We start from the raw sequence: 12,509 nt of genomic DNA, 5'->3' as shown, positions 1-12,509 counted from the left end.
CCACCCCAGCCAGAGACCGACCAGAGGGTAACCAGGCAAGATGAATAAAATATGAAAGCAAACAAACCGCTCCCCGAATAAACCTCCAGGTGAGTAAATGGAAAAATCATGGTAGGTTTATAAAAAATACGTTCTAACTATCCCCGAGCTACCTCAAATTGGTTTAATGCAGAGCCGCTATACCAGCAACAGTTTGAGGTGGCACGGGCAGATAACTAACAGGGATTTACACTATGAAGCACGCTTTCTTGCTGGGGACTGTTACGGCACTCGCACTGTTAACAGGTTGCCAATCTACGTCGGCGCCAAACCAGCCGCCTAAAGGCTTGTCAACGGCCCAGGATATCGCACAGCGCTATATTATTGTGGATGGCCACATTGATGTACCGTATCGTGTTCATAATAAATGGGTAGATGTTACCCAAGCGACCGAAGGCGGTGACTTTGACTACCCCCGCGCCGTGAGCGGTGGCCTGAATGCACCGTTTATGTCGATTTACGTCCCCGCCAGTCTTGACGACTCAGATGAGTCGACGCAGCTCGCCCACATGCTCATCGACAACGTTGAGGCAATCACAGCCCGCGCGCCGGATAAGTTTGCCATTGCCATGAGTCCACAGGACGTGCGCGAACAGTTTGCCAAGGGACTCATCTCCCTGCCCATGGGGATGGAAAATGGCTCGCCGATTCAGGGCGACCTGAAGAATCTCGAAATATTCCACCAACGCGGTATTCGCTATATTACACTGGCGCACTCAAGAGCTAACCACATCAGTGATTCGTCCTACGACATTCGCCGTAAATGGGATGGTCTGAGTCCCTTTGGTAAAGAGCTGGTAACGGAAATGAACAATATCGGCATTATGGTCGATATCTCCCATGTCTCCGACGACGCTTTTTATCAGGCTATTGAAATCAGCAAAGCACCGGTGATTGCGTCCCACTCTTCACTTCGCACCTTTACTCCCGGTTTTGAACGTAACATGACCGATGAAATGCTGGTAAAACTGGGAGAAAATGGCGGCGTAGTAATGATTAACTTTGGCTCTGGCTTTGTCACCAAAGAAGCCCGCATGTGGAGCGACAATCGCACCAAACAACGTAATGCACTGATTAAAGAGTTTGGTGCAGACAGTCAGGAAGTGGCTGACTTTGCCGACAACTACAGTAAAGAAAACCCTTATCCGTATTCCACACTGGCCGATGTACTTGACCATATTGACCACGTTGTCGGGCTAATTGGCATCGATCACGTGGGCATCGGTTCCGACTACGATGGCGTTGGCGATTCGTTGCCTATTGGTCTGAAGGATGTATCGTCCTATCCGTCACTGGTACAGGGGCTGCTTGACCGCGGCTACTCAGAAACGGCTATCGCCAAGTTACTGGGCGAAAACCTGCTCAGAGTATGGACTGAAGTGGAAGCCTACGCCGCCGCGCATTAGCCCGGCACATTAAACTGTTTCACCGGGGACAATCAGCAGCTTGTTGGTTTACCCGGTGAAAGGAAAATCAGTATTTCCCTGTCTGTTATGAATATCGTATACTCTTGTTAGTTCCATTACCGGATTATTCTGTGCAACGACTGCTTGGTTACATTCTGCTTAGCATGCTTATTTTTCTGCCGACATCAGGTCAGGCGGAAAGCGTGCGTATGGCAGAAACAGCAGCTGTTCAGACCCAACAGGCCGGTAATGCCGATTGCATGATGCATCAATCGGGCAATGAAATGGTTCATGCTGCGCACGCTGAACAGGCAAACGCCTCTTCAACAGCAGATTGTTGCCAGAACGATGCCGAACATAACTGTGCCCAGCAAGCTTCGCCCTGCGCTAAAAACGGCTGTCAGTGCGAACATGCCAGCTCCCATTTAGTCAGCTACCTGGCAGGAATGTACACCCCTCTGCCAATAACCAGTGCAACAACCCACATTGCTGGTCGGCCGGTACTGGCCTTTTCCGGCTTTCCAAGCTCGCTGTTTCGCCCTCCGATACGCCTTAGTTAACCACACCACTTATGCATGCAGTGCCAGAGGCATTGTGACCGGGTAATTGCACCCGCTTTCAAAGGTTAACCATTGAGGTAAGTATGAAACTTCCTTCTTTATACGTAGTGTCAGCAGGCATTGTATTCAGTTGCTGGCAGTTAGTTGCATCAGCGCAGCAATCCCCACAGCCACAGTTACCACAGCTGCTGTCCCAGGCGTTAGGTCAGGACTATGCACTGGCGCGCAGCCGCCAGAGCGAGCATGCACTAAGTACCCAGCGCAATGCGGTGCAGTCATTACCGGATCCGCGGGTATCTGTGGGCATGCTAAACGTTCCTACCGATGGACTCGCCCTTAATGAACAGGCAATGACCCAGCTCAAAATGGGCGTTAGCCAGATGTTACCCCGGGGCGATTCTGTTGCCCTGCAACGTAACGCCCTGGCCGCCAAAGCAGCCGAACAGCCTGCCAGACGCGCTCTGCGCAAAGCTGACGTAACCCGTGCCATTAGCCTGGCCTGGACCGATATTATTATCCTGCACAACAGTACAGAACTGGTGACCGAGCAGTTGAACTTACTGGAACAACTGACTACCGCCATTGAAAATAACTACGCCAGTTCATCAGGTGCCAGCCAGTATGATGTGCTCAGCATGGAAGTGCTGCATACGGCACTTGAAGACAGGCTGGAATCACTCGTCGCTGAGCAGCAATCCGCTATCGCTGGTTTATCAAACTGGCTGACACCGTCACAGCAATCGGTCCTGCGTGAAATCAAGCCGAATCAGGCCGATCAGCGCTGGTTAGCCGCCCTTATCGAAAAGTCCCTGCTGCCTGCGCAGCAATCGGCACTGCTTGAGCGGTTACAGCAGCATCCTCTTATTGTCAGTCGTAACGCGCTGATTGACGTCCAAAAAATAAAGCAGCAGCAGGTAGCCAGCAGTTTCGATCCGCAGTGGGAGTTTAATGCCAGCTACGCGTACCGCCAGGACGCTACTAATAATACTTCCCGGGCAGACTTTGTCTCGGTGGGCATGAGTGTTGATGTCCCGCTGTTCTCCCGTGAAGTCAAAGAGGCCGCTCTGGCTGCCACCGTTGCCGAAACGGAAAGCCTCGAAACAGAGAAGCGCCTGGTTATCCAGCAACAACTAAGTGAAGTGAACCAGCTTTACGCCCGATACCCTGCCCTGCACTCACGGATTAACCGCTATCAGCACACCTTATTGCCACTTCGCCAGCAACACTACGATGCTGCGCTCAATGCTTATACCACCGCCAGTGGCAGTTTTTCCGATGTCATGCAAAGTCATCTGGCACTGATTGACGATCAGATGAAATTACTCAACCTACAAGGTGAATTGGCCGCGCTCATGATCCGCCTCGACTATTTTATTCACCCCAACGCCTCGCTTTCAGGGAGTTCACTATGAACCGTATTATTGTTCCTTTTATTGCGCTGATCGCCGGGGTGGGTATCGGCTATGCGCTGCTGTCGGCCAGCACACCGCACAACGAAAACAATTCAGGCGCCAGCAACGAGCCGGACATTCTTTACTGGGTGGCGCCCATGGATAGCAGCTACCGCCGGGATAAGCCAGGAAAGTCGCCCATGGGCATGGACCTGGTGCCGGTCTATGCCGGTGAAGAAAGTGCCAGCGCGGGGACCGTGAGCATTTCGCCGCAAATTGTGCAGAGCCTCGGCGTAACGACGGCTAAGGCACGTCAGCGCAACCTGTCTGAATCGATCGCGGCCACAGGCGTAGTGGAAGTAGCCGAAGACAACATTGTGCATGTTCATCCGCGAGTCAGCGGCTGGATTGAGCGTCTTACCGTCACCACCGATGGTCAGCCGGTTAACCAGGGCGAAACGCTCTACACCTTGTATTCTCCGGAGCTGGTGAATGCCCAGGAAGAATACTTACTGGCTCGCAGTCGCAATAATCAGTCGCTGATCAACGCAGCCAGAGACCGGCTCAGCGCGTTACAGCTACCCGACAAAGTCACTAACGCACTCGACAAAACCGGTAGAGTGCAGCAACAAATTGCCTTTGAGGTACCTCAGGACGGCTATGTAACCAATCTTAATATACGCCCGGGATTCTATGTAACACCGGGCACCACTATGTTAGCTATCGCCAGTTTGCAGAAAGTCTGGATAACGGCCAGTATCCCCCAACGTTATGCTAACAGCCTTAGCGCGACGCAAGCGCTACGCGTCACACTGCCGGCGTTGCCTGGTGAAGAATTTACCGCCATGGTCGACTTTGTTTACCCGGAACTCGACAGGCAAACCCGTTCACTCAGGGTCCGCCTGGTACTGGACAACCCGAACGGCCGGTTAAAACCCAATATGTTTGCTACCGTAACATTTGATACGTCAAACACTGAAGCCCTGGTGATACCGCGCTCTGCGTTAATCAGAACCGCCGCGAACGATCGCGTAGTGCTCGCCTTAGGCAACGGTGAATTCCGCTCAGCAGCGGTCGCCGTTGGTCGCATCACTGCAGACTATGCAGAAATCACAGCGGGTCTTAAAGAAGGCGATGAGGTTGTCATAAACGGTCTGTTTCTGATTGATTCCGAAAGTGCAATCGATGCCGACTTATCCCGCATTGCGGGGGCTGATGATAACGCTGACAGTGAGACTCAGTGGGTCATACTGACTATCGATGCCATTGACTCTGAAGCGCTAACCGTTACGGCTAGTCACGGCCCGATTGAAGCCTGGGACTGGCCCGGCATGACCATGGATTTTGCCATTGGCAGCGGTGTCGACCGTTCACTTTTGAGCCCCGGTACTCGTTTGGATGCTGAATTGAACCGCGACACCGACGGCCTGGTAGAGATCATTGCTATTGACGCCACCAGCGTAGCATCGAGCGTTCCTTCAGCCACAGTAAACGGCACGGTTAACCGCATCAACGCTGAAAACCGAACAATCAATATTTCCCGGGACGCCATCGAAAAATGGGGCCGCGCTCCGGCCACCATGGACTTTATGATCAGCGACCAGGTTGATTTGTCGGCGTGGCAAAAGGACCAGACAATACGCTTCACGTTTGAGATCAGAGACGGTGAGTTTGTTATCACCCACATAGAACCCGCCATGGCCATGTCACATGACATGGATCACGCTGGTCACTAGCAGGAGCTTGCCATGATTGCCGTTATTATTAACTGGTCTCTTAAAAATCGCGTGCTGGTGCTGCTCGCAGCGCTGATGTTAACCGCTGCGGGCATCTGGTCGGTGAAACAAACGCCGGTAGATGCCATTCCGGATTTATCCGATGTGCAGGTCATTATTCAAACCAATTACCCCGGCCAGGCTCCCTCGGTGGTTGAGCAACAGGTTACCTATCCACTGACTTCAGCCATGCTGTCGGTGCCCGGTGCGCATACCGTGCGCGGATTCTCGTTTTTTGGTGACTCATACGTATATATCCTGTTTGATGATGATACCGACATGTACTGGGCCCGTTCCCGGGTACTTGAGTACCTGTCGCAGGTAGCGCCTACTCTGCCCGCCTCAGCAAAACCCAGGCTTGGTCCCGATGCCACGGGTGTGGGCTGGGTATATATGTACGCCCTGAGCGATCCCACCGGACAACATGATATTGATGAACTCACCAGCCTGCAGGACTGGTATCTTAAATTCGCCCTGCAATCGGTGGCTGGCGTTTCAGAAGTGGCCACGGTTGGCGGCATGAAAAAGCAGTATCAGATTGTTGCCGATCCCTACAAGCTCGATGCCTATAACCTCACTATGGGTCAACTTGAGCAAGCGGTGATTGAGAGCAACCAGGAAGTGGGCGCTTCGGTTATTGAGATGGCCGAAGCGGAGTACATGGTGACCGTCAGTGGTTACATTGAAACTTTAAGTGACATTCGCCAGATTGCACTAAACGTTTCAGATACAGGCATACCGGTTACTCTTGCTGACGTCGCAGACATCAGATTGGGCCCTGCGCCCCGGCGTGGGGTTGCCGAGCTCAATGGCGAAGGCGAGACTGTTGGCGGCATTATTGTTATGCGCTATAACGAAAACGCGCAACAAACGATTGATGGGGTGAAGGCAAAACTGCAGGAATTGCAGGCCGGGCTACCCGAAGGCGTGGAAATCACCACGGTCTACGACCGCTCTAACCTTATCGCCAGCGCTATAGACAACCTCTGGGATAAGCTGCTTGAAGAGCTCATCATTGTTGCCCTGATTTGCGGCTTATTCTTACTCCATTTACGCAGTGCACTGGTCGCGCTCGTGACGTTGCCGCTGGGCATATTAGGCGCCTTTTTACTGATGCACTGGCAGGGTATCAATGCCAATATTATGTCATTAGGCGGCATCGCCATCGCCATCGGCGCGATGACCGATGGCGCTATCGTGATGATTGAAAACTTTCACAAGCATCTGGAAAAAGCACCGGCTAACGCTAATCGCTGGGAGTTGGTCAGTAAAGCCGCAACCGAAGTGGGACCGGCGCTGTTTTTCAGTTTACTGATCATCACGGTAAGCTTTTTGCCGGTGTTTATTCTGGAAGCTCAGGAAGGCAGGATGTTCGCACCTCTGGCTTACACTAAAACCTTTGCTATGGCCGCGGCCGCCGGTTTAGCCATTACACTTATCCCCGTGTTAATGGGATACCTGATCCGCGGCAACATTGCTGCCGAAGAGCGTAACCCCATCAACCGCTTTGCCCAGGCGGCCTACAAACCGGCTCTGAAACTGGTGCTGCGTTTTCCTAAAGTCACCTTGCTGCTCGCTGTGCTGGTAACGGCCGCTGGTTACTATCCGTTGTCGAAGCTGGGCAGTGAGTTTATGCCGCCACTGGATGAAGGCGATCTGATGTACATGCCGACCACCTATGCCGGCGTGTCAATTGCCGAGGCGCGGGAGATTTTACAGCAGACGGATAAGCTTATACGTACCGTACCTGAAGTAAAAACCGTGTTTGGTAAAGTGGGGCGAGCGGAAACGGCTACCGACCCGGCCCCGCTGACCATGATTGAAACCTTCATCCAGCTCAAACCAAAATCACAGTGGCGCGCTGGCCTCACCAGTAAGGACTTACGTGATGAGCTCAACAACATTGTTGCTTTCCCCGGTTTAACCAACGCCTGGGTGATGCCCATTCAGACCCGTATCGACATGCTGGCCACCGGTATTAAAACGCCGTTGGGGATAAAAATCTCCGGCCCGGACGTAAAACAGATCGAAGCCATAGGGGCCAGTATTGAAAAGCTACTTGGCGATTTACCAGGCACTGAATCGGTCTATGCTGAGCGGGTAGCCGGCGCCCGGTACATCCAAATTGATATCGACCGCCTCGCCATTAGCCGTTACGGCCTGTCTATCGCCCAGGTACAACAGCTCATCAGCACCGCCGTGGGCGGCAAAACCATCACCACTACGGTGGAGGACATCGCTCGCTACCCGGTTAGCCTGCGTTATCCGCAGCACTACCGTGACAGCCCCGAGGCGCTGGCTGAGTTGCCGCTGTTAACCCCTCGTGGTGACCGCATTACGCTGGGTGATATCACAGACATCCGCATTGCCGAAGGCCCTCCGGCACTTAAAAGTGAAAATGCCCGCTTAACCGGCTACACGTTTATTGATGTGACTGGCATTGATATTGAGAGCTACGTTAAACAGGCCAAATCTGTGCTGGAGGAAAAACTGAATCTGCCGGCCGGCTATACGCTGCAATGGGCCGGACAGTATGAATACCTTGAGCGGGCAATGCAGAAACTGACTTTTGTGGTGCCCATGACGCTGGCGGTAATTGTAATCTTACTGTTTATGAGTTTCCGCCGTTTAAGCGATGTCTTGCTGGTACTGGGTACCCTGCCCATGGGCCTGATTGGCGGCGTATGGTTGCTCTACGCGCTGGATTACCACCTCTCCGTTGCGGTGGGGGTGGGCTTTATTGCGCTGGCAGGTGTCGCGGTGGAAATTGGCGTGATTATGGTTATCTATCTCAATAGCACTTGCGAGCATATTCAGGCATCGTCCCACGAAGAGGTAAGTGCCAGCCTGCGCGCAGCGGTGGAAGAAGGCGCACTCAAGCGCGTGCGCCCGGTACTGATGACAGTGCTGACCGTTATGATTGGGTTATTGCCGGTGATTAGCGGTTCCGGTACCGGCTCAGAAGTGATGAGCCGGATTGCCGCGCCTATGGTCGGCGGTATGGCCAGTGCGCTGGTGCTGTCACTGCTGGTTGTGCCGGCCGGTTTCTACCTGCTGAAACGCGCGAAACTGTAATGATAAGGCCCTGCTCAGTTTTGCAGGGCAAACTCAACAAAGCCACGCAAGGCTCTGGCCATTGGGAAAAACTGGGGATTGACCTGAGGAATCGCGCAGGTTTCGCTGAGATCTGCGCGACTTTTATCAAAGTCCATTTTTTCCAGCAGCAGGCGATTAACTACCAGATCGGCATGACATAACTGGTACTGCTCATCGATAACATAAAAGGTGTTGTCAGCATCCACGTAAGTTAACAGGTCTTGCACCCCTTCAATGGGGGTGGTCTGGTCGGCCTGAGAATGGGCGACAAAAACAGGGACATCTATTCGCGCACCCTCCTCAAGACGCTCACGGATGCTGCGGATGAGTTCCATTAATTCTAATCCCGCGAAGCTGGCTACTTTAGGGTATTTTTGAGGGTTTGGCCCATTGGTCTGATAATCCCCATCGAGTAGTTTCGCCAGTGTCTTAATGCCCCAGAATTTCGACAGAGACTCTACGTTACCGTTCAACGCCAACGCGCCGGAAAACAACAGGATCCCTTGCACGTTATCAGGGTTAGATAAATAATAATCCACCGACAGTGCGCCGCCAGTAGAAAAACCGCCTAGCACGACCTTATCAGACGATTGTAGCGCCAGTTCAACTACCTCAGCCAAATGCGCCTGCCAGCGCTCAGCCAGTTGCTCGTCTTCCATAGCAACGTCAGCATTTTTCAGGCCATGACCGGGCAACAGCGGGGCAATAACGGTGTAACCGGAATGATAAAGCTCATCGGCAATGGCAGATACAAAGAAGGGGGAGTCACTTAACCCGTGAGTCAGCACCACAATCGGGCTGTCTGCTTGCTGAAACAGGATAAACGGTGCATTACCGTCTCCTCTTAACGCCGGCGAACATACCGCGTAGCGATTAGCCGATGAACTCAGACACTTTTGCGTGCTGCCGAGTTCTTGTTCGTACAGCTCAGCAAAAGACTGGTTCAGGGCAAACTGAGATTGGCCCACAGCCAGTGCAGAAAAACACAAAGTAGCGGTCAGACAGACCAGATTAAACAACGACTTCACTGGTTAGGCTCCATTAAAAGCAGCAAGGGCGCATACTATGGCGGCCTTGCCAGCGAATTGCAATCATTGCGATAACCGTGGCAATTTAACGCTCACTCAATCGCCACATCAAAATAGCGGCGCGTTTAGCCTGTGCAGGCAAGGCACTGACCACCGCAGTTTCATTCACCGTGTGACCACCTGAGCCACTCATGCCCAGGCCATCCAATGCCATGTCGACATATTCTGAAGTAAACGACACATCGGCAGCCCCGGCGTTGAGGGGATTCACCGCCGTAACACTGCCCTGCCCCAGGTCTTTACTGACCTCGCTGTAGAGATTAAGCAGTTCATGATTGCCTTTCTTCGGCGATAACGGCGGGTAGCCTTCACCAAATTCGATCACCGCACTGGTCTCCGGCAGACTCTGTTTTACGATGGCCTGCATTTTATGTTGTACGCGGTTTAACTGCTCCAGGGAAACGGCGCGGATGTCGCCGGTAACAATGGCATGCTCGGCCACGACATTGTTTTTACCAAAGGTGCTGCCACTGTTATTAAGTTTATCGTGAGTAACGTCGGTTCCACCTATAATTCTGCCGGGATTAAATGTAAGTAACTGCTCACTACGAAGCTTATCGTAAAAGTTGGTTAGAATACGCGAAGCTTCGTAAATTGCGCCGGCACCTACTGTTGGTTTGAACACCTGGGATGAATGAGCCGGCGTGCCTTTCACCGTTAACACCCAGTCCACCGATCCCCGTCGCGACACATTGGCGGTGGCCGGATTACCGTCGCCATTTTCAAAACCCAGTGAAACATCGGCCCATTTGGCGCCGTCAATTAAGGCTTTCTTAGACAAGGCTAACGGGCGGCCACTGAGCTCCTCATCGCCGGTCATTACCACCATAATATTCATCGACGATAACTTACCGGCCGCATGCAGCGCCCGCAGTGCTTCCAGCATAATAATATTACCGCCTTTCATATCGGCAACGCCCGGCCCTTTAATATGCCTGTCGTCTACCCGACTAAAGGTTTGAAATGAACTGGAGGGTTCAAAAACCGTATCAAGATGGCCAATCAGCAGCATTTTGGGGCCCTTGCCCCCTTCAATTCTGGCAATCAGATGGCCCGCCCGGTTGAAAGCCGCTCCATCCTCAAACCACACGTCAAAGCCCAGCGCCTCAAATTCCGGCATCAATTGGTCTGCCACCTTTCTGACTCCGGAAAAGTTCATGGTGCCGCTGTTGATGTTGACACTTTTTTCCAGCAGGCTAATCGCCGCCTCTTTACGGCCATCAATATAGTCGGCCATCTGCTGCTCATTGCCAGATAGCGCCGCCGTGGTTGTTAGCGAGAACATCAGACTGGTAGCGCAGGTAAGTGTTGTCAGAAAAGAAGGTTTCAAAGTGTTTGCCCCTGAAGTGTTGTGTTTTTTCTACTATGGCAAAAACCATTGACGATAACGAGGGGAATAACGATAAAAGGCCAGTAAAAACAGATTGCAGGTAAGCTTTTGACTTCAGGAACAGAATCGCCATACTGAGACTAGTAAAAAAACAAAGTCCACGCCTGTTAAGGATTTCTCATGTCAAAGAAAGTGTATTGTAGCGCCCAGTTTTTACCCAAACCCGGCAAAGAAAAAGCCCTGTTTAAAGTACTCCAGAGCCTCGAGCCGAACACGCTAAGAGAAGATGGCTGTATTCAGTATATCGTGACCCGCCATATCACAAGCCCATTCGCCGAAGGCAACAGTTTTCCCATTGCGTTTAATGAAATATGGGCCGATATGGCCAGCTTTGAAGCTCACTGTCAGCGTCAGGAAATCAGCGATTTCTTTAATACTTATTGTCAGGCCGAAGACGGCCTGGCTGAAGACTGGAATGTGTGTATTTATACCGATGAGCCTGAGGACTTCGACGCCCCGCAGCTGTAACTAAGTTTTTGAGTAAAGAAGCCATCTTCTAACGAAGTTGGCTTTGCGTTAAGCCCCTATAAAGGTGGCTTTGTTTACATCGAAGAAAGAACAATAATTGTGCCCTTCTTCAGTGTTGTCATCGTCACTGGCATACATGGCGAACCAGAAGAAGCATCATGGATGAGGATTCAGTCGATGCGGCACAGGGATGTGCCGTCATTGACGGTCTGGTTTGCTCTGCCAGGGACGATGACGCTTTTCACTGATGAGGGCTGCGGGGAGTCCAGAGTGGTTCACGGTCACCGGGTCGCACAACACCCTTTGGTCGCGGTCGGCGACTCCGACAACAATCTGTGAACATCCTTGTTTCCTAGCTTATATCTAGACGGGCAAAGCCCTACCTCGAAAGATAACCACCTACTGAAAACAAAAAAACTCGCCGATTGGCGAGTTTTTTATCATCTTAATACGGCCCTATTCAGCAAAATAGGCTTCCAGATCGTCGCTGCCGCCAATGTGCTTACCACCAATAAATACCTGTGGCACTGTGTCGCGACCGCTGATGGCTTTCAATGTAGTCAGCGTAGCGCCTTGCCCCATAACGATTTCTTCGTATTTAAAACCTTTGTTCTGTAGCAGTGCTTTGGCTTTCGCGCAGTACGGGCAACCCGGTTTGGTAATAATAGAAACCGGCTCCAGTTTCACTGCATTAGGCGCAATGTAGGACAGCATGGTATCAGCGTCTGATACCTCAAACGGGTCGCCGGGCTTGTTCGGTTCGATGAACATTTTTTCCACTACACCGTCTTTCACCAGCATAGAGTAACGCCAGCTGCGCTTGCCAAAGCCTAAATCCGCTTTATCCACCAGCATGCCCATGCCGTCGGTAAATTCACCATTACCATCGGGCACCAGAGACACATTGTCCGACTCCTGATCCGCTGCCCAGGCGTTCATGACAAAGGTGTCGTTCACTGAGATACACACGATTTCATCTACGCCTTGGTCTTTAAATGTGTCGGCCAGTTCGTTATAACGTGGCAGGTGAGTCGACGAACAAGTCGGCGTAAAAGCGCCAGGCAGAGAAAATACCACCACGGTTTTACCGCCGAAAATATCGTCGGTAGTGCGATTGATCCACTGCTCACCTTCCCGAATGGCAAAGGTCACATCAGGTACTTTTTTTCCTTCAAAAGAAGGCTTATCAATGGGGTGTGTCATTATATTCTCCTTAACAGTTTCAATAAGTATAACCCTAACCGTGCAGAGAACCAGCGGTAAATACCTATCGCCACAATCAAAATAAACGATTAA

Annotated in this window: 9 protein-coding genes; 6 read left to right on the top strand and 3 right to left on the bottom strand. The window is 51.9% G+C overall.

Annotation, left to right across the window (positions count from 1 at the left end; translation table 11 throughout):
* Positions 1 to 233: 233 nt before the first annotated feature.
* The 5 genes from AC27IB_RS01715 to AC27IB_RS01695 all read left to right on the top strand — a co-directional run bounded on the left by AC27IB_RS01715 (position 234) and on the right by AC27IB_RS01695 (position 8,246).
* Positions 234 to 1,445: a dipeptidase gene (locus AC27IB_RS01715; RefSeq protein ID WP_296046511.1), complete on the top strand. Its 1,212-nt coding sequence runs from the start codon at positions 234 to 236 to the stop codon at positions 1,443 to 1,445.
* Positions 1,446 to 1,576: 131 nt separating this feature from the next.
* Positions 1,577 to 2,005 (top strand): hypothetical protein, encoded by a 429-nt coding sequence (locus AC27IB_RS01710; protein ID WP_487118498.1) that lies wholly within the window; start codon positions 1,577 to 1,579, stop codon positions 2,003 to 2,005.
* Positions 2,006 to 2,088: 83 nt separating this feature from the next.
* Complete coding sequence (locus AC27IB_RS01705; RefSeq protein ID WP_296046507.1) at positions 2,089 to 3,417, top strand: TolC family protein; 1,329 nt, start codon at positions 2,089 to 2,091, stop codon at positions 3,415 to 3,417.
* Positions 3,414 to 5,132: an efflux RND transporter periplasmic adaptor subunit gene (locus tag AC27IB_RS01700; protein WP_487118496.1), complete on the top strand. Its 1,719-nt coding sequence runs from the start codon at positions 3,414 to 3,416 to the stop codon at positions 5,130 to 5,132. Before AC27IB_RS01705 ends, AC27IB_RS01700 begins: the two co-directional genes overlap by 4 nt.
* Before the next feature lie 12 nt (positions 5,133 to 5,144).
* The gene (locus tag AC27IB_RS01695) at positions 5,145 to 8,246 is read left to right on the top strand and encodes an efflux RND transporter permease subunit (RefSeq protein WP_487118494.1); all 3,102 of its coding nucleotides are present in this window, start codon (positions 5,145 to 5,147) and stop codon (positions 8,244 to 8,246) included.
* Positions 8,247 to 8,260: 14 nt separating this feature from the next.
* Here the strand turns inward: AC27IB_RS01695 and AC27IB_RS01690 are convergent, their stop codons facing one another.
* Both AC27IB_RS01690 and AC27IB_RS01685 read right to left on the bottom strand, forming a co-directional pair.
* Positions 8,261 to 9,295 (bottom strand): alpha/beta hydrolase, encoded by a 1,035-nt coding sequence (locus tag AC27IB_RS01690; RefSeq protein WP_296053469.1) that lies wholly within the window; start codon positions 9,293 to 9,295, stop codon positions 8,261 to 8,263.
* An 85-nt stretch (positions 9,296 to 9,380) separates the two neighbouring features.
* Positions 9,381 to 10,685, bottom strand: coding sequence for a M20/M25/M40 family metallo-hydrolase (locus AC27IB_RS01685; protein ID WP_296053468.1), 1,305 nt, complete (start codon positions 10,683 to 10,685; stop codon positions 9,381 to 9,383).
* A 180-nt stretch (positions 10,686 to 10,865) separates the two neighbouring features.
* Here AC27IB_RS01685 and AC27IB_RS01680 point away from each other — a divergent pair, with 180 nt between their 5' ends.
* Positions 10,866 to 11,213 (top strand): putative quinol monooxygenase, encoded by a 348-nt coding sequence (locus tag AC27IB_RS01680; RefSeq protein WP_296053466.1) that lies wholly within the window; start codon positions 10,866 to 10,868, stop codon positions 11,211 to 11,213.
* Between the two features lie 456 nt (positions 11,214 to 11,669).
* Here AC27IB_RS01680 and AC27IB_RS01675 read toward each other — a convergent pair whose 3' ends face one another.
* Complete coding sequence (locus AC27IB_RS01675) at positions 11,670 to 12,416, bottom strand: glutathione peroxidase (protein WP_296053463.1); 747 nt, start codon at positions 12,414 to 12,416, stop codon at positions 11,670 to 11,672.
* Positions 12,417 to 12,509 lie beyond the last annotated feature (93 nt).

This window comes from Alteromonas sp. 4NH20-0104 (genome assembly GCF_057547795.1).
The sequence above is the reverse complement of the archived record's forward strand: the minus strand, read 5'-3'. Positions and strand labels throughout refer to the sequence as shown.